The sequence below is a fragment of the Caulobacter sp. X genome (genome assembly GCF_002742635.1).
GTDB lineage: Bacteria > Pseudomonadota > Alphaproteobacteria > Caulobacterales > Caulobacteraceae > Caulobacter.
Window position 1 is genome coordinate 54,988 of the sequence record NZ_PEGF01000001.1, and the last position, 21,361, is coordinate 76,348.

Genomic DNA, 21,361 nt, shown 5'->3' on the forward strand with positions numbered 1-21,361 from the left:
ATGGCCGACGGCTCCGCCGCCCTGCAAACGGTCAAGACGACCTGCGCCTATTGCGGCGTCGGCTGCGGCGTCGCGGGCGCGGTGGGGCAGGGGCGTTCGGTCGCCATCGCCGGCGACGCTATCCATCCCGCCAACTTCGGGCGGCTGTGTTCCAAGGGTTTGGCGCTTGGAGCCACCGTCGGGCTCGAAGGGCGGCTGCTGGAGCCGATGATCAAGGGCAAGGTCGCATCCTGGAACGAAGCCACCGCCCTGGTCGCCAAGCGCTTCAAGGAGACGATCGCCCGGCACGGCCCCGACAGCGTCGCCTTCTACGTTTCGGGTCAGTTGCTGACCGAGGACTACTACGTCGCCAACAAGCTGATGAAGGGCTTCATCGGCTCGGGGAACATCGACACCAACAGCCGCCTTTGCATGGCCTCGGCGGTCGCCGCTCACAAGCAGGCCTTCGGCGCTGACCTGGTGCCGGGCTGCTATGAGGACCTAGAGCTGGCCGACCTCGTGGTGTTCAGCGGGCACAACGCCGCCTGGACCCACCCGGTGCTCTACCGGCGCATGGAGGCGGCCAGGGCGCGCGGCCAGAAGCACGTGGTCATTGATCCCCGCCGCACCGACACGGCCGAGGGCGCGGACCTGCACCTGGCGATTGCGCCTCAGAGCGACGTGCGCTTGTGGAACGGCCTGCTGGCTGACCTGATCCGGCGCGGCGCCCTCGATCGCGACTACATCGCCGAGCACGTGAACGGCTTCGAGCAGACCGTCGCCGCCCTGCTGGAAATGGACCAGTCAGTCAGCGCCGTCGCCGCCGACTGCGGGGTTCCAGTAGAGGCGGCGCAGGACTTCTACGACCTGTTCGCCCAGCATGAACGGACAGTCAGCCTGTTCTCGATGGGCGCCAATCAGTCGGTCCAGGGCGTGGCCAAGGGTCTTGCGATCATCAACGCCCATCTGGCCACCGGCCGGATCGGCAAGCCCGGCGCTTGCCCGTTCTCGATCACCGGCCAGCCCAACGCCATGGGCGGACGCGAGACGGGCGGCATGGCCAACACCCTGGCCGGCCACATGGACTTCTCGCCCGAGGATCGCGATCGCGTCGCCCGGTTTTGGGGCGCGCCGGACACGGCCCGCGCGCCGGGCCTGAAGGCCATCGAGATGTTCGACGCCGTTCGCGACGGACGGATCAAGGCGATCTGGGTGATGGCCACCAACCCCGCCGTCAGCCTGCCCGACAGCGGTGCGATCCGCGAAGCCCTGGCGGCGTGTCCCTTTGTCGTGGTCTCCGACTGCGTCGAGACCGACACCACCGCCTTCGCCCACGTCAAGCTGCCGGCGCTGGGCTGGGGCGAGAAGGACGGCACGGTCACCAACTCGGAACGCCGCATCTCCCGCCAGCGGGCGCTCTTTCCCCCGCCCGGCCAGGCGAAAAGCGATTGGAAGATCGTCGCGGACGTCGCCACGGCCATGGGCTTCGACGGCTTCGGCTGGGCGAGCAACGCCGCGGTCTTCCGCGAATGGGCGCGCCTGACGACCTATGAGAACAAGGGCCGCCTGCTAAATCTCGCCGGTCTTTCGGCGCTGACGCCTGAGGCCTATCGCGACCTCTCGCCGATCCAGTGGCCGGTGAAGGCCGAAGGCGAAGGCACGCCTCGGCTGTTCGTCGATGGCCGCTTTCAAACCCCCGACGGCCGCGCCCGCATGACGCCCACCCGCCCGCGCGGCCCGGCCGAGGCGACCAGCGCCGCCTTTCCAATGTCGCTGAACACCGGGCGCATCCGCGACCAGTGGCACACTATGACCCGCACCGGCCTGGCGCCGGACCTGTGCCGCCACGCGCCCGAGCCCTATGTCGAGATCCATCCGGAGGACGCCCAGGCGCGCGGCCTGCGCGACGGCGTCCTGGCGCGGGTGACGACCGCGCGCGGCGAGGCCGTCGCCGTGGCCAAGGTCACGGACCGCCAGCGGCGCGGCGGGCTCTTCATGCCCATGCACTGGACCGACGCGTTCGCCCCCTCGGGCCGCGCGAACGTCCTGGTCGCGCCGAACGTCGATCCGACGTCCGGCCAACCGGAATTCAAGCATACCCCCGCCCGGATCAGCGCCTATCGCGAGACCTGGACGGGCTTCTTTCTGGCCCGGTCCGCCCTGAATCCCCCAGCGGGGGCGGATCTTGTCTGGCGGCGCATCCCCCAAGACGCCTGCCAGCGGCACGAGTTCGCCGGCCGGGGCGACGCCGTCGAGCGCGACGCCCTGCGCAAGGTCCTGTCCAAAGGACTGGCCGGCGAACTCGTCACCTATGAGGACGCCGCCACTGGCGCGCGGCGCGAGGCGTGGATCGCGGATGGGCGCCTCGTCGCGGCGCTCTACATGACTACGACCGGCCGCCTGCCGCCCCGCGACTGGCTGGTCGAGCTGTTCGCAGAGGAGGCGTTATCCGCCGAGGCGCGCTCGGCCCTGCTGTTTGGCCGCCCGTCCGGCGCGGCGGCCGACAGGGGACCCTTGGTGTGCGCCTGCCTGAAGGTCGGCGCCAGAACCATCGAAACCGCCATCGCTGAGGGGGCCAGCACCCCGGACGTCGTCGGCAAGGCGACCGGCGCCGGGACCAACTGCGGGTCCTGCCGCCCCGAGATCGCTCGCATGATTAAAGCCCTGTCCGCGACGTCCAAGGAGCCCGCCCATGTCGATTGAGACCACGCTCGGCAAGGTGCTGCTGGTCGGCGCGGGGCCCGGTCCCGTGGACCTCATGACCGTCCGCGCCTTCCGGGCGGTCGAGAGCGCCCAGGCGCTGCTCTATGACGCCCTGTGCTCGGAAGAGGCCATCGCCCTGGCGCCGCCGGGCTGTGTGCGAACCCAGACAGGCAAGCGCGCCGGCAAGCCAAGCATGAAGCAGGATGAGATCAACCGCCTGATGCTGCGCTTGGCTCGTAGGGGGCTGAACGTGGTGCGACTGAAGGGCGGCGATCCTTCGATCTTCGGTCGCGTCGGCGAGGAGGCCGCCTTCCTGAACCGCTTCGGCGTCGAGACTGAGATTGTGCCGGGCGTGACCGCCGCCTGCGCGGCCGCCGCCCAGTTCGGCTTCCCGCTGACCCATCGCGGCAATGCACGGCGCGTTGTGTTCACCACGGCGCGCGTGGAGGACGGCGCCATGGCCGGCGACTGGCGTATAGGCGGTGACTCTGAGGCGACGGTGGCGGTCCATATGGGCGCCGAGGCCGCGCCGACCTTGGCCCAAGCGCTTATGGCCCAGGGCCGCGCCGCCAGCACCTCCGTGGCAGCCGTCGAAAACGCCGGGGCGTCACATGCGCGGCTGACGGAGACGACCTTGGCCAACCTCGCCGTCGCTCCGCTTCGCACAGAAGGTGGGCCGCTGCTGATCGTCATCGGCGAGGTCGCCGCGTTGGCGACCACTCCCTCAAGTCACTGCGCCGACCGCAGGGTATTTGCGTGAACGGGGCCTGGAAGGGCGAACTTTCAGCGACCAGGCTCACAGGATCGGCGCTGGAGCCGGCGAGGATGCGTGAGTTTTGCCCCGACCGATCTGTCGCCTGGTTCTGGCTCGGGCTGGCGCTGATATTCACGCCAGTTTCCTTCTATCGCTTCGCGACCGATCATGACCCCCGTGTCGCCAAGGCGGCGTTCGTCATGATTGGGTTTTGCGGCCTCCTGATTTGGCGAGGCCTGAGAGTTCTGAGAGGCGACGATGTCGTCAGTCTGTCTCCCGAAAGCCTTGAAGGCCCAGCCCGCCATGCCGGACCCTTCATCTACAGCGCCCGAACAACGATCGCCTTGAGCTGCTTGGCGCGTGTTCACGAGGTTGGATGGGGCGTCTGGTGCGCTGAGAGCGAAAGTGGGCGACGCGTCTGTTGGACCGATGCCCACGACGGCCATCGCGATCTGCTGCCACTCCTGACGCGCCGCCCCATGGATTTCGGAAAGCAGGGCGAGAGATAGGGGCCCTCGCGGCTGGAGCCTAACGTCGCGTCTCCGGAGGTCCGCCAACTTTCGCTTCTGGCGCAGACCGGGAAGGCCATCTCCGCCCCCGTATCCTAAAGCTTGAGACGCTTCTTGCCCTTATCGCGCCGTGGCGTACGAACGGAGGCAATGTCGTAGAAATAGTTCTCACGCATATCCAACCGGTGGCGCCAATCCGGCACACGCGACGGAACCGCGAGTGTGGCGTCGCGCGATCCAGTCGCGGCGGCGCGTGAGCGGAAAAGCTCCCCGCGACAGCCGGAGACCCCGACCTCCGCTTTTGATTTGATTTCGCCCCGTTGAGCGGTCGCTCGAGGGATGTGCCGCCTCAAGGAGCCGTCTTCGTTTCGGAGCGCCATCCGGTTCGCCTCGGCGAACTGGCGCAGGAGATCGGGCGCGATCGGGCCCAGACGATTGATCGCGCGGCGGGTCGCCTCGGAAATTGTTCGGCCGATCGGTATCGTCTGCGGGGGTCTTTGCTAGCGCGTTTTCAAACCGCTAGATCAAGGCGATGGCCGGCGGCGGCGCGTGCCGCTGGCACTGTCGCGGGCCTATCGACGAGGGCGCTCAGCCGGCCGCCAAGAACGACAGCTTTCTGGCTATCGTAGGTCGTGTCGAGGGAGCTTGCGGCGATTTTCCCACGATCCCCGCCATTTCGGTTCTCGGCGTTGATCCCATACGGACCGTCTTTTGGGTGGGCGGGATCGATATGTTTCTTGGCATTGTCGACGTCCGTGCAGTTCTTGCACGAAAAGCCGTTGACGTTGACTGGGGTGGGATAATCGCCGCTGATCGCCATGGTCTTCCCCTCTTCGATCATTCTTATTCGCGGGGAACCGCTCAAAGGTTACAGGCGGCTCCAACATCGGCGAATGCCTCGGCGCGCGCTATGGGACCGACGTCTCGGGCGGGTCAGGGTTCAGCGGATGAGCTTTGAAATGGCCGCGCGCGGTTTCCAAGAACGCGTTGAGGTTGGCTGACGCCTGACGCCGCGCGGGGAAGACCGCGTTCACCGGCAAGATTTCTGGCATCCGGTCCGCCAGTATCAGAACAAGTCGGCCGCGCATCACGGCCTCGCGCACCTGGTAGGAGAGGGCGCGGGTAATGCCCAGGCCGGATTCGGCGGCGGCGATCGCCGCATCGGCGCTGTTGACCATCAGCCGCGGACTAAGGCGCACGGTCTTACGGCCGGCGTCGAAGCGCCACTCGTTCGTCGCGTCGACATTCTCGAACGAGACTATGTCGTGGTCGACCAGATCGTCGGGCGTCCTGGGAGCGCCGCGCGCTTCCAGATAGGCCGGACTGGCGACCAGCACGCGCGTCACGGAGCCCAGTTTCGCGGCCATCAAGCTGCTATCGGCCAAGTCCCCGATCCTGACGGCGACGTCCACGCCCTCGTCGACCAGGTGCACGTACCGATCCGAGAGGGTTAGCCGAATGGCGAGCTCGCCGTGTGTCTTCAGGGTCTTGCTGACAATCGGCAGCACATGCAGCCGCCCAAACAGGATCGGCGCGGTGATGGTCAGCAGGCCCCTTGGCGTCGCGTTCGCGCCGCGCACTCGCGCATCCGAGGTCTCGACGTCGGTGAGAATGCGTCGGCTGCTTTCCAGATAGATCTCGCCGCGCTCGGTCAGGCGGACAGACCGTGTGGTTCGGTGCAGCAGCGTCAGGCCCAGTTGGTGCTCCAGGTCGGCGATGGCGCGGGTCACAACCGACGGCGACAGGCGTAAGCGCCGCGCCGCCTCGGCGAAGCTGCCGTGGGTGGCCACCGACACAAACACCCGCAAGCTGTCGAAACGGTCCATTCCGGAATTGCTTCACGAGCAATAATGACTTGTCAAATCACTAGATTATCGCGGCGATCGGAGAGGCCTACCTGTTGCTCGACGACGGCAGCCGCCGCGTTCCATCCCTTGGAGAGCCCATGTCCCGCATCGCCGTTCCGGCCCGTGAAGCCGCCCCCGCCGCCGCTCAACCCCTGCTCGACGCCGTCGAAAAGCAGCTTGGCGTCGTGCCCAACCTCTATCGCCTGATCGCCCTCAGCCCGCCCGTGCTTCAAGGCGTCCTGGGCCTTGGCGGCGCGCTGGCCAAGACCCTGAACGTCAAGACCCGCGAGCGCATCGCTTTGGCTGTCGCCCAGATCAACGGCTGTGACTACTGCCTGTCGGCCCACACCTATCTGGGCCTGAACCTGGCCAAGATCGACGCCGAGGAAATCGCCCTGAACCGCCGTGGCGCGTCGTCCGATCCCGTGGCAAACGCCGCCGTGGCGTTCGCCGTCGCGGTGACCCGTTCGCGCGGTCAGGTTTCCGACGTCGATCTGACCGCGGTTCGCGCCGCCGGCTTCACCGACGCTCAGATCGTCGAGATCGTCGCCGTGGTCGCCGAGAACGTCCTCACCAACTTCCTCAACAACGTCGCCGGAACCGAGATCGATTTCCCGGTCGTCCGGGCCGCTGAACAGGTCTGACCCGATCGTCCCGCCGGCGGCCATGCCGCCGGCGGGCGTCACCGCGCAGGAGAACCTCATGGCCTATGGATTTCTCGACACGCTCGCCACGCCAGCAGTGCGCGCGGCGCAGGCCGCAAACGGCGGCGTCGCCTGGAGCGACTTTGACGGCGATCGCGCCTTCGATCGTTTCACTCAAAGCGAGACGACGTTCATTGCGGAGCGTGACAGCTTCTATCTCGCCACGGTCTCCGAAAGCGGCTGGCCCTACGTCCAGCACCGAGGCGGACCGCCTGGCTTTGTGAAGGTGTTGGACGATAAGACGCTGGCTCTGCCAGATTTCGCGGGCAACCGGCAGTACATCAGTCTCGGCAACGCCTCGGTTGACGACCGTGTCAGCCTGATCCTTGTCGACTATCCGCGTCGGGCGCGTCTGAAGATCCTGGCCCGCATGCAAGCACGGAATCTTTCGGACGAACCTGAACTCGCCGAGCGGCTAGCCTTGCCGGGTTACCGCGCCCGTATCGAGCGGGCGTTGGTGCTGCGACTGGAGGCCTTCGACTGGAACTGCCCTCAGCATATCACGCCAAGGTTCACGGCCGCCGAGGTCGAAGCGACCGTCGCGACGCTCCGGCAACGCCTGACCGCCCTCGAAGCCGAGAACTTGGCTTTGCGCCAGCTCATTCGCCAGAGAGCAGACGACCCCAGTATTCCGGACGGCGCCAAGCCATAGACATACAGCGCTGCTGACCGTCGCCTTCCTGGGCGCAGGCCAACGGCGGCAATTGGCGCTGAGTGGACGGCGCTCTGGGAATCCAAATCTATGAGAAAGGAGCGACTGGTTCTTGGTTACGGCCCAATCGCCTGTGCCGATCCAGGGTCAGCGCGACGAGGGTCGCGACCGCGCCGGACGCCAGGTAGAGGCCGATGGCCGGCAAGCCCCATAGGCTGGCCAGGCCCAGGGCGGTCAGGGGGGCGAACCCTGCGCCGACCAGCCAGGAAAGGTCAGAGGTGAGGGCCGCGCCGCTGTAGCGGTAGCGCTTGGAGAAGCCCGAACTCACGGCGCCGGCCGCCTGGCCGAAAGATAGGCCCAGGATGACAAAGCCGACGATTACATAAGCCGTCTGTCCCGCAGAACCGCCGTCCAGCAGACGCGGCGCCAGAAGGCTGAAGGCGCCGATCAGCAGGGCCGAAAGGGCCAGGGCGTTCTGGCGCGTGATGCGGTCGGCGATCCAGCCGGACGCCAGGATGCCGCCGACCCCGAACACCGCGCCGACCACCTCGATGCGCAGGAAGGTCAGGGCTTGGCTGGGGTTATGCAAGGCGACCCAGGACAGCGGAAAGACCGTCACCAGGTGGAACATCGCGAAGGTGGCCAGCGGCGCGACGGCGCCGATCAGGACATTGCCCCCCTCGGCGCGCATCAGGCTGGCGATGCGGACGGGGCGAAGCTCACGCGACTCGAACAACGCGCCGAACTCCTCGGTCGCCACGATGCGCAAACGCGCGAACAGCGCCACGACATTGATGGCGAACGCCGCGAAGAACGGATAGCGCCAGCCCCAGTCGAGGAAGTCGCGCGGCGCGAGGGTCGCGACGAAATAGGCGAAGAGGCCGCTAGCCAGCATGAACCCGAACGGCGCGCCCAGTTGCGGGATCATGGCGTACCAGCCGCGCTTCTTTTCCGGCGCGTTCAGCGCGAGCAGGGAGGCCATGCCGTCCCAGGCCCCGGCGAGGGCCAGGCCCTGGCCGATCCTGCAGGCCGCCAGGGCCCAGATCGCCAGCGGACCGATCGACGCGTAGCTGGGCAGGAAGCTGATCGTGGCCGTCGAGCCGCCCAGCAGGAACAGCGCGATGGTCAGCTTGACGCCCCGCCCGTAGCGCCGGTCGACGGCGCCGAAGATTACCGAGCCGATCGGCCGGGCCACGAAGGCCAGCGAGAATAGCGCAAAGGCCAGCATCACGCCGGTCAGGCGGTCCACGAACGGAAACACCAGCTGCGGGAACACCAGCACCGAGGCGATGGCGTAGACAAAGAAATCGAAGAATTCCGAGGTTCTGCCAATGACCACGCCCAGCGCGATCTCGCCAGGTCGCGCGCCCTTGTGGTCGGCGTGGAGGCGCCGAGCGTCGCGCTCAAGGCCGGAAGAAGTGGGAACCGCGAATTCGTGGGCCATGTCGTAAAGCGCCTTGTCCTTGGTTTCGTCCCAGCATCGCGCCGCCTTGTCGACGGTCTGGATACGAGCATGCCGCGAACGTATGTCGTCTGGCAAACGCCTTTGAGGCCTCTACGGCTCCGCGCCCCCGTTACAGCCCGGCCAGAGATCGCTTGATCATCGTCAAGCTGGCAATTGACCTAGGACAAACGGTCCAATGTTGCGTCGCGGCGCCCAAGCGTATCAGCGCGCCCATGCGACCGAATATCAGGCTCAAACCGAGCTCGACCCCGCTTAAGATGCTCGCCCTGGCGCCCCTGCTGCTGGCGCTGGGCGGTTGCGACTGGGTCGTCATGAACCCGTCCGGCGACATCGCCGCCCAGCAACGCGACCTGATCATCCTCGCGACGGTGTTGATGCTGCTGATCATCGTGCCGGTGATCGCGCTGACCCTGTTCTTCGCCTGGAAGTACCGGCGCTCGAACGAGGCGGCTAAGTACGACCCCGATTGGCACCACTCCACCCGCCTGGAGATCGTGATCTGGGCCGCGCCGCTGGTGATCATCACGATCCTGGGCGCCGTGACCTGGAGCAGCACCCACCTGCTGGACCCCTATCGTCCGCTGGACCGGATCGCGCCAGGCCGCACGGCCGAGAACATCAAGCCGCTGAAGGTCCAGGTCGTGGCCCTGGATTGGAAGTGGCTGTTCATCTACCCCGAGCTGGGGATCGCCACGGTCAACGAACTGGCCGCGCCCGTCGATCGTCCGCTGAACTTCGAGCTGACCAGCTCGTCGGTGATGAACTCGTTCTACGTCCCCGCCCTGGCCGGCCAGATCTACGCCATGCCGGGCATGACGACCAAGCTGCACGCCGTGATCAACAAGCCGGGTGTCTATGACGGCTTCTCGGCCAACTACAGCGGCGAGGGTTTCTCGCACATGCGCTTCAAATTCCGCGGCATGAGCGAGGCGCAGTTCGCCCGCTGGGCCGAGGAGGTCCGCAAGGGGGGCGATCGCCTGGACGGCTCGCGCTACCTCGTCCTGGAAAAGCCCAGCGAGAGGGTCCCGCCCCAGCGCTTCGCCACGGTGGACGCCGAGCTCTTCCATAAGGCCGTCAACCGCTGCGTCGAGCCGGGCAAGATGTGCCAGCACGACATGATGGCGATCGACGCCAAGGGCGGGCTGGGCATGGCCGGCGTCTACAACGTCACCACCCTCGAATACGACAAGCGCACCCGGCGCGGGGAGGGCGGTGGTTTCCGCTCCTTCGTCGCCGCGCTTTGCGCTCCTTTCGCCGGCTCCGCGGCGCGCTGATTTCCTTAGAGACGCTTAATGTCCCCGGACCTCGTAAAAGTCATCTTCGGCCGTCTCACCTGGGACGCCATTCCACTCCACGAGCCCATCCTGCTGGCGACCTTCGCCATGGTCGCCCTGGGCGGCCTGACGGTGCTGGCGCTGCTGACCCGCTACAAGCTGTGGGGCTACTTGTGGCGCGAGTGGCTGACCAGCGTCGACCACAAGAAGATCGGGGTGATGTACATCATCCTGGCGATCGTCATGCTGCTGCGCGGCTTCGCCGACGCGCTGATGATGCGCGCCCAGCAGGCCATGGCGTTCGGCGAGGTCGCTGGCTATCTGCCGCCCCACCACTACGACCAGATCTTCACCGCCCACGGCGTGATCATGATCTTCTTCGTGGCCATGCCGCTTGTGACGGGCCTGATGAACCTGGTCGTGCCGATGCAGATCGGCGCGCGCGACGTGGCCTTCCCGTTCCTGAACAACTTCAGCTTCTGGATGACCGTTGGCGGCGCCGTGCTGGTCATGGCCTCGCTGTTCGTGGGCGAGTTCGCCCGCACTGGCTGGCTGGCCTATCCGCCGCTGTCGAACCTGGCCTATAGCCCCGATGTCGGCGTCGACTACTACATCTGGGCCCTGCAGGTCGCGGGGGTCGGGACAACGCTCTCCGGCATCAATCTGGTCGTGACCATCATCAAGATGCGCGCCCCGGGCATGAGCCTGATGAAGATGCCGGTCTTCACCTGGACCTCGCTGTGCACCAACGTCCTGATCGTGGCGACTTTCCCGATCCTGACCGCCACCCTGGCCCTGCTGACCGCCGACCGCTACCTGCTGACCAACTTCTTCACGAACGACTTCGGGGGCAACCCGATGATGTACGTGAACCTGATCTGGATCTGGGGTCACCCGGAGGTCTACATCCTGATCCTGCCGGCCTTCGGCGTCTTCTCGGAAGTGGTCTCTACCTTCTGCGGCAAGCGCCTGTTCGGCTACAGCTCGATGGTCTACGCCACCGTCGTCATCACCATCCTGTCCTACATCGTCTGGCTGCACCACTTCTTCACGATGGGCTCGGGCGCGAGCGTGAACTCGTTCTTCGGGATCACGACGATGATCATCTCGATCCCGACAGGGGCGAAGATCTTCAACTGGCTGTTCACGATGTACCGCGGCCGCATCCGGTTCGAGGTGCCGATGCTGTGGACCGTCGGTTTCATGGTCACCTTCGTGATCGGCGGCATGACCGGCGTGCTGCTGGCCGTCCCGCCCGCCGACTTCGTGCTGCACAACAGCCTGTTCCTGATCGCCCACTTCCACAACGTGATCATCGGCGGCGTGGTGTTCGGCATGTTCGCCGGCATCACCTACTGGTTCCCCAAGGCCTTCGGCTTCAAGCTGGATCCGTTCTGGGGCAAGGTCTCGTTCTGGTGCTGGCTGGTCGGCTTCTGGGTCGCCTTCACCCCGCTCTACGTGCTGGGCCTGATGGGCGTGACCCGCCGCATGAGCCACTTCGAGGATCCCTCCTTGCAGATCTGGTTCGTGATCGCGGCGATCGGCGCGGTGATCATCCTGTGCGGCATCCTGGCCTTCCTGGTCCAGATCGTTGTCAGCATCCGCAACCGCGAGGCCCTGCGCGACCTGACCGGCGACCCGTGGGGCGGCCGGACGCTGGAATGGTCGACTTCGTCGCCGCCGCCGGCCTACAACTTCGCCTTCACCCCGGTGGTCCACGAGCTGGACGCCTGGTGGGACATGAAGGCGCGGGGCTATCAGCGGCCGACCAGCGGCTTCATCCCGATCCACATGCCCGCCAACACCGGCGCGGGCGTGGTCCTGGCGGGGATCAGCGTCGTGCTCGGCTTCGCCCTGATCTGGCACATCTGGTGGCTGGCGGCCGTCTCGTTCGTCGCCCTGATCGCCAGCGCGATCGCCCACACCTTCAACTTCAAGCGTGACTACTACATCCCAGCCGAGGAGGTCGTCCGCGTCGAGGACGCGCGCACCGAAGCCCTGCGGAGCCTGACCTGACCATGGCCTCTCAAGCCCATGCCCTGACCGAAGCGGACAAGAACCGCTTCTACCTGACCAAGGAGCATCATCCGGAGAACGGGACCCTGCTGGGGTTCTGGATCTACCTGATGAGCGACTGCCTGATCTTCGCGGTGCTGTTCGCCACCTACGCGGTGCTCGGCCGCAACTACGCGGCCGGTCCGTCGGGCGCGGACCTGTTCGACCTGCCGCTGGTGGCCGTGAACACGGGCCTGCTGCTGCTGTCGTCGATCACCTACGGCTTTGCGATGATCTCGGCCCAGGCCAAGAAGGCGAAGCCCGTCCTGGCCTGGCTGGCGGTCACCGGCCTGCTGGGTCTCGGCTTCCTGTCGCTGGAGCTCTACGAGTTCCATCACCTGATCAGCGAAGGCGCCGGTCCGCAGTGCAGCGCGTTCCTGTCGTCATTCTTCGTGCTGGTTGGCACGCACGGGCTGCACGTGACCTTCGGCGTCATCTGGCTGGTCACCCTGATGGTCCAGGTCGCCCAGCGCGGTCTCGGCGCCGAGATGAAGCGCCGCCTGATGTGCCTGTCGATGTTCTGGCACTTCCTGGACGTCATCTGGATCGGCGTCTTTTCGTTCGTCTACCTGCTCGGAGTCCTGAAATGAGCGCGGCCAGCCACGACGCGCACGGCGCGCACGAAGACCATGACGGCGGCGCCCACGGCTCGCTGAAGGACTACGTGATCGGCTTCGTCCTGGCCGTGATCCTGACCGCCATCCCGTTCTGGCTGGTCATGGGCCATGTCCTGTCGCCGCCGATGACCGCCGTGGCGGTCATGGGGCTGGCGGTGATCCAGGTGCTGGTCCACATGATCTACTTCCTGCACATGAACTCGCGTTCGGAGGGCGGATGGACCCTGCTGGCCCTGATGTTCACCCTGATCCTGGTGGTGATCACGCTGAGCGGCTCGCTGTGGGTGATGCACAATCTGAACACTCACATGATGCCGACGACGGCGCACGACATGCAGCAGACGCCGTGACCCAAGGCCTTCGCATGCGGTCGATCATCCTGATCGGCCTTTGCGTGGTCTTCACGGCGGTCTTCCTCGCCCTCGGCGCGTGGCAGGTCCAGCGGCGCGCCTGGAAGCTCGACCTGATCGCCCGGGTCGAGCAGCGCCTCCACGCCGCGCCAGTCCCGCCTCCCGGACCGGCGCAATGGGCTAATCTATCGCAGGATAAGGACGCTTACCGCCGCGTGCGGCTGACGGGCGTCTATGATCACGGGCGCGAGGTCCTGACCCAGGCGGTGACCGAGTTGGGGCCGGGCTTCTGGGTGATGACGCCTTTGCGCACGGAGCAAGGCTTCACGGTCCTGGTCAATCGCGGCTTCGTTCCCGCCGCCCCGAAGTCGCCCGCGCGGGGCGCCAGCCAGGCGCCTGGACCGGTCAGCGTCGTCGGACTGCTGCGTCTCAGCGAGCCGGGCGGCGGCTTCCTGCGCGCTAACCGCCCCGGGGAGGGGCGCTGGTATTCCCGCGACGTCCAGGCCATCGGCCGCGCTGAGGGTATCAGCGGCCTGGCGCCTTACTTCGTTGACGCCGACGCCACGCCCAATCCCGGCGGCTGGCCCCGCGGCGGATTGACCGTCGTGCGTTTCCCCAACAGCCATCTTATCTATGCCCTGACCTGGTTCGGTCTCGCCCTGCTGACGGGCGGCGCGGCGGCCTATGTCGTGATCGACGCGCGCCGAGCCCATAGGAAAGAGGACGAATGACGCCCAGCGCCAGCCTTCTGATCTCCGGCGTCTCGGGCTGGCTGTCGGGCGCGCGCGCGGCCGAGAACGCCAACGGCCCCGCGGACGCCATCGCGCGCCAGAACATGCTTCAACTGATCCACCTGCGCTGGATCGCGGTGGCGGGCCAGGTGCTGACGATCCTGGCGGTGCATTTCAGCTTCGGCTTCAAGCTGCCGCTGACGGCGATGATGCTGGTCCTGGCGGCCCTGGTGGCGCTCAATCTGTTCAGCCTGTTGCGTCTCAAGCGCGCTGAGCCTCTGGGCCCTTACGATCTCTTCGGCGCCCTGGCCTTGGACGCCCTGGCCTTGACCATCCAGCTCTATTTCAGCGGCGGGGCGACCAATCCCTTCACGACCCTCTATCTGCTGCACGTGATCCTGGGCGCCGTCCTGCTCGAGGCCTGGGCGACCTGGGCGATCGTGGCGCTCATCAGCTTCTGCTTCGTGGGGCTGATCGCCTTCAATCGTCCGATCATCGCCTCTGGACTCAGCGACCAGGCGTTTTTCGAGCTCTTCATCATGGGCATGCTGATCGGCATCGTCCTGGACGCGCTGCTGCTGGTGACCTTTGTCGGGCGGATCAACACCAACCTGCGCCGGCACGACGCGCACCTGGCCGCGTTGCGCCAGCAGGCGGCCGAGGAAACCCACATCGTCCGCATGGGTCTGCTGGCCTCGGGCGCCGCGCACGAGCTGGGCACGCCCCTGGCGACGCTGGACGTCATCCTCGGCGACTGGAGCCGCATGCCGCTGTTTGGCGCAAACCCTGAACTGGCTCAGGAGCTAGAGGACATGCGCGGCGAGGTGCGGCGCTGCAAGGCGATCGTCAGCGGGGTTCTGCAGTCCGCTGGCGAGGCGCGAAGCGGCGAGGTGAGGGCGAGCACCCTGCGCGGCTTTATGGATGAGGTGGTGGCCGAGTGGCGCGCCAGTCGCGCAGACCACAATCTGATCTATGAAACAGACCTCCTGGACGCGACGCCGATCGTCGCCGAGTCGACTCTAAAGCAGGTGATCCACAACGTGCTCGACAATGCGCTCGAGGCTTCGGCCGCGACGACGCGGCTCAGCGCGGCGATACGGGACGGCTGGATCCGGATCGAGGTCGATGACGACGGGCCGGGTTTCACCGAGGCGACATTGCAAAGCTTCGGGACGCCATACAATTCCACCAAGGGGCGGGTCGGCGGCGGATTGGGCCTGTTCCTGGTCGTCAATGTCCTGCGCAAGCTGGGGGGGCGCGTCAGCGCCGCGAACGGTCCTGAAGGGGGCGCGCGGGTTGTCTTGAGCCTGCCTCTGTCGTCACTTGAAATCGGAGGTGATCGTGTCGATTGACCGCAAGCTGATCATCATCGAGGACGACGAGAAGTTCGCCGCCACGCTGAAGCGCTCCTTCGAGCGTCGCGGTTATGAAGTCGTCCACGCTCGCGGCCTGGACGAGGCGCTCACGGCGTTGACGACCTTCGCGCCACGCTACGCCGTCGTCGACCTGAAGCTGGCCGGCGAGTCTGGCCTAGCCTGCGTGCGCGCCTTGGCCGGGCGCGATCCGTCGATGCTGATCGTGGTTCTAACGGGCTTCGCCAGCATCGCCACGGCAGTAGAGGCGATCAAACTTGGCGCCTCCCACTACCTCGCCAAGCCCTCGAATACCGATGACATCGAAGCGGCGTTTCTTAAGCGGGAAGGGGACATCGACGCTGAGATCGGCGTTCGGGCGACCTCGATCAAGAGCCTGGAGTGGGAACGCATCCATCAGACCCTTGTCGAGGCCGACTTCAACATTTCGGAAACGGCCCGCCGCCTGGGCATGCATCGCCGAACTCTCGCCCGAAAGCTTGAAAAGCGTCGGATATCTTGACGGCGCTCTGCTTCCCATCCTTTGGCGCCTCTCCATAGATCGGGGCGAGCGTTGCGCCGTCTCAGGCGGATGGCGTCGGTCTTTGGACGCTTTTAGGGGCCTTGTGGTTCGCCTATAGGCAAGTTTCGTGGTCACCCAGCGGCTTTTGCGAGCGAACGTGGCTCAACATCCATGCGGGGGCGACATTTTCAGTGAAATGTCATCCGTCGCGCCTCGAAGCTGGCCGAGACCGGCGGAAGATCGGTCTAGAGGCGTCGACCTGGGGATAACCGCCGCAGGCGGTGGGCGCGACAGCCTCGAAAGAGGACCGCATGTCGAACTATCGACTCTTGATGGCGGGATGTTCCGCCCTTGTGTTGCTTGCGGGCGCGCAAGCCGTCTTCGCTGAGGAGCCAACGCCGTCATCCGACACCGTCGATGAGATCGTGGTCAAGGCGCGTGACAAGGCTGGCCTACTGGAGAAACAGCCCAACAACACCGTCTTTGGCATCGACAAGCCGTTGCTGGAGACGCCGCGTTCGGCCAGCTTCGTCAGTGACGTCACGCTCCAGCGCTACGGCATCGAGACGATCGACGGACTAACCGCCGTCTCGCCCGGGACCTACACCGCCAGCTTCTATGGCGTGCCGGGCGCGCTGAACATTCGTGGCACCCTGGCCGAGAACTACTTCCGCGGCTTCAAGCGCATCGAGAACCGCGGGACCTACTCGACCCCGATCGGCGCGGCCGATCAGATCCAGATCGTGCGCGGTCCGCCGACCCCGATCTACGGCTCGGGCAAGGTGGGCGGCATGCTCAACTTCATCCCGAAGTCGGGCAAGAACGAGGGCGGCTACCTGACCGCGCCGACCGGCGAGGCCACCGTCACCTACGGCTCGTACAACAAGAAGAACGCCACGGCCCAGATTGGCCTGCCCGCGAACTTCGGCTCGGTCACAGGCGGCGTCTATCTCTACGGCGAGGTCGAGGACAGCCACAGCTACTACAAGGGCATCTATCCGCGTCGCCAGACACTTGAGGCCTCATCGGACTTCGACCTGGGCAACGGCTGGACCACGGCGTTCGGCGGCATGTACTACCACTCGGACGGCGACGTTCAGACGCCGGGCTGGAACCGTCTGACCCAGGCGCTGATCGACAACCAGACCTATGTCACCGGCCGCGACACCACGCTGAAGGACACCGACGGCAATGGCCGTCTGACGCCGAACGAGGTCGGCTATTATCCGTACGGCAGCGCCACCTACTTGGCCTACTACGGCTATCCGGACAGCAACGCGCTGCACACGCTGGATACCGGCGTCGGCACGACGAAGCTGGATCCGCGCACCGTCTATATCAGCGGGGCCGACTTCTCGAAGACGCGGACCAACACGTTCTATTACGACCTGGCCAAGGAGCTCTCGGCCGACAGCGCCTTGAAGCTGCAGCTGTTTTACGACGACCAGAACAACAAGCGCTTTGTCAGCTACGGCTATCCGGCCTGGTTCGACAGCAAGGTCTGGGAGGCGAGGGCGACCTATAACTTCGCTTACGACACGGGGATCATCACTTCGAAGTCGTTCGTTGGCGCCTCGTATCGCAGCTTCGAGGGCCGTCGCCGTGAAAGCTATAACAGCGGGATGATCGCGCTGGATCGTCGCGACATCAGCTTCGGCGCGACCCCGACCGACATCATCGACAGTCCGTTCTCGACCGAGACCGGCGCGGGCGTTCAGGGCCTGCTGTGGGAGAACGACAACAAGAGCGAATGGACCCAGGCGGGCGTCTTCGCGATGACCGACGTTACGGTCGGCGAGCGTCTGAACCTGATGCTGGGCGGCCGCTACGACGACTATGACGTCAAGTCGAATGACACCGGCTATCTCAGCTACCAGGTCGCCGGCCAGCAGAAGGCCAGCAAGGGCAAGTTCACCTATAGCGCCAGCGCGACCTACAAGACCCCGGTCGGGGTGATGCCTTACATCACCTACGCCAAGGCCTCGGCCTTGGAGATGAGCCAGGCGGGCGACATCGCGCCTGGCCTGGTGGCCGATCCCAGCGACGCCTGGCTGTCAAACAGCGACCTGGCGGAAGCCGGCTTCAAGTTCCAGTGGCTGAAGGGCACGCTGGTGGGATCGGTGGCGGGCTACCGCCAGAACAGAACCCAGCTTACCGGCATCACCGGCACGCCGACCGGCACGCGCGCCAAGGGTGTCGAGATGGAGGTGCGTTGGCTGGCCAGCGAGCACTTCAGCTTCACCTTCTCGGGCAACACCCAGCACACGACGGTCAAGGGACCCGACAATTCGTTCCAGTACATCCCGGCCTATACCGCCGGCGTCGCGGGGCAGCAGGCTTATGGCGGCACCTACGTCGTCTGGGCGTTCAGCAGCCTGCCCGGCCGCGCGGGCGACTACGACTACACCCTGATCCCGAAGTCGGTGGTCAGCCTCTATGGCGCCTATACCGGCGACGACCACGACTGGGGCAAGGTCGGCGGCGCGTTTGGCGTGACTCACGTGACCAAGACCTCGGGCACCGTCCAGAACGCCGTGACCTATCCGGCTTACTGGGTGGCCAGCGGCAGCGTCTACTACGAGTACGGTCCGTACACGGCCACGTTCAACGTCGATAACCTGTTCGACAAGCTCTACTTCACGCCTGACGCTGACAGCTACGCCAACCTCGGCGCGCTGCCCAGCAAAGGCCGCGAGTGGCGCGTGACCCTTTCTCGGAAGTTCTAGTTCCCCGCGCGGCGCGCCCCGCGAGGGACGCGCCGCGAGCTTGCATGGAGGCTCGATGGCGATGTCGACGATCCAATGGCGTTCCTGGACCCTCCTGGGCGCTCTTTCCCTTCTGCTGTTCCTGATCACCGCCTCGACATTCTCATCGTTGGGAGTGGTGCTGCCGGCCATGATCAAGGACCAGCAGTGGAGCTTCGCTTCGGCGTTCCTGGGCTTTACGCTGTTGGGGGCGTTCTGCGGCGGCTCGTCCTGGCTTCCGGCCCTGCTGATCCGCAAGGTCGGCGTGCGGGCGACGATCCTCGCCGGCTCGGCCGTGATGATCGCTGGTTTCGTTTGCCTGACGGTCTCGCGCGGCCTGCCGGTCTACTGGGTCGGCACGGCCCTGCTGGGCGTCGGCTACCAGGCGATGGCGCTGATCCCGGGCACGCATCTGCTGTCCATGCTGTTCAAGAAGCGCGCCCTGCCGTTTGGGATCTATTTCACCATCGGCTCGCTGGGCGGGGTGGCTGGACCCTGGATGGCCCTGATCGGCATGGAGATGACCGGCGGCGCCTGGCGACCGTACTGGGCCTGGCAGGCCATCGCCTCGGCGCTGGTCGGCGTCTTGGCCGCGGGCCTGGTCGGCGGCAAGGCTTGGCTGGAGGCCGCGGCGGTCCAGACCGACAAGGCCGTGGCCGAGGAGGCGGCGGCCCAGCCCGCCAACGCTCGCGTTTATCGCACCCAGGTCGACTGGACAGTGAAGGAAGCGCTCCGCACGCCGCAGTTCTACGTCATCGTCGCGGCCTATTTCGCTCACCTGCTGGGCGGGGTCACGGCCGTTAGTCTGGCGCCGAGCCACTTTGGCGAGATGGGCGTGGCCTCGGCCGTGGCGGTCGCGGCGCTCAGCCTCGAATCGCTGATGCAGGTCGTGGCCCGGATGAGCGGCGGCCTGCTGGGCGACCGCATCGATCCGCGTTGGCTACTGGCCGGCGCGCAAGGGATGATGGCCGTCGGCCTGTTGGCCCTGGCCAACGCCGCCGCCTGGCCAATGATGGTGATCTTCGCCCTCGGCGTCGGGGTCGGCTTCGGCATGACCGTGCTGGCCGTCAGCATCCTGCTGCTCAACTACTATGGCCGGAAGAGCAATCTCGAACTCTTTTCCTTGGTCTGTCTGGCCGGCGCCGTCTCGGCCCTGGGACCGGTGATCGGCGGCTTCATGCGCGACCGCCTCGGCGGCTTCGCGCCGACCTTCCAGATCTTCGCCGCCGTGATCGGGGTGATCTTCGTGGCGGCTCTGTTCATGCGGCCGCCGCGCAAGGCGACCGAGGAAGCCTCGCTCGCGCCGGTTCCGGCGCCCACGCCCGTCCTGCTGCGCGACGCGGCCTAATCAGAATCCGGAGAGTAACGCCATGTTCCACCGTCCTTCGCAGAGCAAGCAGTTCGGGGTTTTCCTGCCGGTCGCCAATGGCGGCTGGATCATCTCCAAGACCACGCCGCCTCTGGACGGGCTCTACGCCCAGAACCGGGCGGCGGCGGTGAAGGCCGACGAGATCGGGCTGGATTTCGTGATGTCGATGGCCAAGTTCCGCGGCTTTGGCGGCGAGACCGACCACTGGGGCACGGCGCTGGAGTCGGTGACCATGATGGCGGGCATCGCCGAGGCGACCCGCAATGTGAAGATCTGGGCCACGATCCATCCGCTGCTGCAGAACCCGGCGGTGGCGGCCAAGATGATCGCCACGCTCGATCACATCAGCGGCGGTCGGGCGGGCCTCAACATCGTGGCGGGCGCCTATAAAGGCGAGTTCGATCAGATGGGGGCGTGGGACGATTCCTTGTCCCATGACGACCGCTACGCCCTGACCGAGGAATGGACCGCCATCGTCAAGCGGCTGTGGTCGGAGGACAGCGTCGACGTCCAGGGTAAGTACTTCACGATGAAGGACTGCCAGTCCAAGCCCAAGCCGTTGTCGCGACCGCGCCCGGACCTGGTCTGCGCGGGGATGAGCGACCGGGGCTTCCAGTTCTCGGTGCGCGAGGCCGACATCTGCTTCATCGGCGGCCGCACGCCCGACGAGCGCCGCGACGCGTCGCTGCGGGCCAAGAAGGCCGCCGAGGGCATGGGCAAGACCATCAAGACCTTCGCCATGTGCACGGTGGTCCACGGCGACACGGATGCGGACGCCGAGGCCAAGGTCGAGCGCTACAAGGACGGCGCGGACATGGGGGCGATCCTGGCCATGCTGGAAAGCTGGGGCGTTCCGGCCGAGAAGCTGTCGAGCGTGGCGGCCGCGCAAGGGGCGTTCATGACCCAGACCGTGGTCGGTTCGCCCAAGACCTGCGGCGCCCAGATCGAGGAGTTCCTGCGCTACTGCGAGCTGGACGGCCTGATGCTGATCTTCCCCGACTATGTCGAAGGCCTGACCATGTTCGGCTCCGAAATCCTGCCCGGCCTGAGGGCGGTCTTCCCGTGAACGCCCAAATCGCTTCGGTTGTGAGCGCCGGCGCGAAAGGGGGCGAGGGCCTAGCCGCCTGGATCGCGCCATCGCGCACGGCGGCGCTGGTGATCGACATCCAGGTCGATTTCGCCTCGCCCGCGGGCGCGCTGGGGGCTTATGTCGACATGGCGGCGGTCCAGCCCGCGGTGACCGCCGCCCAGCGCCTCGTCGACGCCGCGCGCGGGGCGGGGACGCCGGTGGTGTTCGTGGGTCTCTTCACCACGCTGGAGACCGACTCCCCGGCCTGGAAGGAGCGCATGCGCCGCCGCGGTGGGGATCCCGACAACGAAAGCGCCTTGTGTCGTGAAGGCGAGGCCGGTTCGGACTTTTACGGACCACAACCGGCGGCGGGAGAGTTGGTGGTCAAGAAGGCCCGCTACAGCGGCTTCGTCGGCACCACGTTGGACGCGCAGTTGAAGAGCATGGGCGTCGACACTCTGGTTGTCGCCGGCCTCACCACCGAGTGTTGCGTCGACAGCACCGTGCGCGACGCCTTCAGCCTGGACTACCACGTATTCGTCGCCGCCGACGCCTGCGCCGCCTACGAGCCCGACATCCACGCCGCCTCGCTGAAGGTGATGGAATTGAACAGCGCGATCCTGACCGACACGGCCGCGATCGCGCACGCCTGGAGCGCCTGACC

At 66.2% G+C, this 21,361-nt stretch carries 18 protein-coding genes; 15 read left to right on the forward strand and 3 right to left on the reverse strand.

Features of this window, described 5'->3' with window-relative positions; translation table 11 throughout:
* Positions 1-2,682, forward strand: coding sequence for a nitrate reductase (locus CSW60_RS00260; protein WP_099535095.1), 2,682 nt, complete (start codon positions 1-3; stop codon positions 2,680-2,682).
* Positions 2,672-3,442: a uroporphyrinogen-III C-methyltransferase gene (cobA, locus tag CSW60_RS00265; protein WP_099535097.1), complete on the forward strand. Its 771-nt coding sequence runs from the start codon at positions 2,672-2,674 to the stop codon at positions 3,440-3,442. Before CSW60_RS00260 ends, cobA begins: the two co-directional genes overlap by 11 nt.
* A gap of 1,014 nt (positions 3,443-4,456) precedes the next feature.
* Here cobA and CSW60_RS00270 read toward each other — a convergent pair.
* Together CSW60_RS00270 and CSW60_RS00275 are read right to left on the reverse strand one after the other, a co-directional pair.
* The gene (locus CSW60_RS00270; protein WP_143324105.1) at positions 4,457-4,765 is read right to left on the reverse strand and encodes a hypothetical protein; all 309 of its coding nucleotides are present in this window, start codon (positions 4,763-4,765) and stop codon (positions 4,457-4,459) included.
* A gap of 88 nt (positions 4,766-4,853) precedes the next feature.
* Positions 4,854-5,771 (reverse strand): LysR family transcriptional regulator, encoded by a 918-nt coding sequence (locus CSW60_RS00275; protein WP_099535101.1) that lies wholly within the window; start codon positions 5,769-5,771, stop codon positions 4,854-4,856.
* A 119-nt stretch (positions 5,772-5,890) separates the two neighbouring features.
* Here CSW60_RS00275 and CSW60_RS00280 point away from each other — a divergent pair, with 119 nt between their 5' ends.
* Together CSW60_RS00280 and CSW60_RS00285 are read left to right on the forward strand one after the other, a co-directional pair.
* Positions 5,891-6,436: a carboxymuconolactone decarboxylase family protein gene (locus CSW60_RS00280; RefSeq protein ID WP_099535103.1), complete on the forward strand. Its 546-nt coding sequence runs from the start codon at positions 5,891-5,893 to the stop codon at positions 6,434-6,436.
* A 58-nt stretch (positions 6,437-6,494) separates the two neighbouring features.
* Positions 6,495-7,148: a pyridoxamine 5'-phosphate oxidase family protein gene (locus CSW60_RS00285; RefSeq protein ID WP_099537500.1), complete on the forward strand. Its 654-nt coding sequence runs from the start codon at positions 6,495-6,497 to the stop codon at positions 7,146-7,148.
* A gap of 88 nt (positions 7,149-7,236) precedes the next feature.
* On the opposite strand, the gene CSW60_RS00290 is transcribed toward CSW60_RS00285, so the two are convergent.
* The gene (locus CSW60_RS00290) at positions 7,237-8,592 is read right to left on the reverse strand and encodes an MFS transporter (protein ID WP_099537501.1); all 1,356 of its coding nucleotides are present in this window, start codon (positions 8,590-8,592) and stop codon (positions 7,237-7,239) included.
* Between the two features lie 233 nt (positions 8,593-8,825).
* On the opposite strand from CSW60_RS00290, the gene cyoA reads away from it, so the two are divergent.
* The 11 genes from cyoA to CSW60_RS00345 all read left to right on the forward strand — a co-directional run bounded on the left by cyoA (position 8,826) and on the right by CSW60_RS00345 (position 21,359).
* Positions 8,826-9,887 carry a ubiquinol oxidase subunit II gene (gene cyoA / locus CSW60_RS00295; protein ID WP_099535105.1) on the forward strand — a complete coding sequence of 354 codons (1,062 nt, stop codon included), beginning with the start codon at positions 8,826-8,828 and terminating at the stop codon, positions 9,885-9,887.
* Between the two features lie 18 nt (positions 9,888-9,905).
* Positions 9,906-11,903, forward strand: a complete 1,998-nt coding sequence (gene cyoB, locus CSW60_RS00300; RefSeq protein ID WP_099535107.1) for a cytochrome o ubiquinol oxidase subunit I — start codon at positions 9,906-9,908, stop codon at positions 11,901-11,903.
* 2 nt (positions 11,904-11,905) lie between these two features.
* The gene (gene cyoC / locus CSW60_RS00305) at positions 11,906-12,532 is read left to right on the forward strand and encodes a cytochrome o ubiquinol oxidase subunit III (RefSeq protein ID WP_099535109.1); all 627 of its coding nucleotides are present in this window, start codon (positions 11,906-11,908) and stop codon (positions 12,530-12,532) included.
* On the forward strand, positions 12,529-12,909 hold the full coding sequence (gene cyoD, locus CSW60_RS00310; protein ID WP_099535111.1) for a cytochrome o ubiquinol oxidase subunit IV: 381 nt from the start codon (positions 12,529-12,531) through the stop codon (positions 12,907-12,909). Before cyoC ends, cyoD begins: the two co-directional genes overlap by 4 nt.
* A gap of 14 nt (positions 12,910-12,923) precedes the next feature.
* Entirely contained in the window at positions 12,924-13,640 is a 717-nt protein-coding gene (locus tag CSW60_RS00315; protein WP_099535113.1) for an SURF1 family protein, read from the forward strand.
* Positions 13,637-14,992 carry an ATP-binding protein gene (locus tag CSW60_RS00320; RefSeq protein WP_099535114.1) on the forward strand — a complete coding sequence of 452 codons (1,356 nt, stop codon included), beginning with the start codon at positions 13,637-13,639 and terminating at the stop codon, positions 14,990-14,992. Before CSW60_RS00315 ends, CSW60_RS00320 begins: the two co-directional genes overlap by 4 nt.
* Positions 14,982-15,515, forward strand: a complete 534-nt coding sequence (locus tag CSW60_RS00325) for a response regulator transcription factor (RefSeq protein WP_099535116.1) — start codon at positions 14,982-14,984, stop codon at positions 15,513-15,515. The genes CSW60_RS00320 and CSW60_RS00325 overlap by 11 nt, the downstream gene beginning before the upstream one ends.
* 311 nt (positions 15,516-15,826) lie before the next feature.
* Complete coding sequence (locus CSW60_RS00330) at positions 15,827-18,241, forward strand: TonB-dependent siderophore receptor (RefSeq protein ID WP_099535118.1); 2,415 nt, start codon at positions 15,827-15,829, stop codon at positions 18,239-18,241.
* A 61-nt stretch (positions 18,242-18,302) separates the two neighbouring features.
* The gene (locus CSW60_RS00335) at positions 18,303-19,607 is read left to right on the forward strand and encodes a CynX/NimT family MFS transporter (protein WP_099537502.1); all 1,305 of its coding nucleotides are present in this window, start codon (positions 18,303-18,305) and stop codon (positions 19,605-19,607) included.
* Between the two features lie 22 nt (positions 19,608-19,629).
* Positions 19,630-20,694 carry an LLM class flavin-dependent oxidoreductase gene (locus CSW60_RS00340; protein ID WP_099535120.1) on the forward strand — a complete coding sequence of 355 codons (1,065 nt, stop codon included), beginning with the start codon at positions 19,630-19,632 and terminating at the stop codon, positions 20,692-20,694.
* Positions 20,691-21,359: a cysteine hydrolase family protein gene (locus CSW60_RS00345; RefSeq protein WP_236634187.1), complete on the forward strand. Its 669-nt coding sequence runs from the start codon at positions 20,691-20,693 to the stop codon at positions 21,357-21,359. Before CSW60_RS00340 ends, CSW60_RS00345 begins: the two co-directional genes overlap by 4 nt.
* Positions 21,360-21,361: the final 2 nt, after the last annotated feature.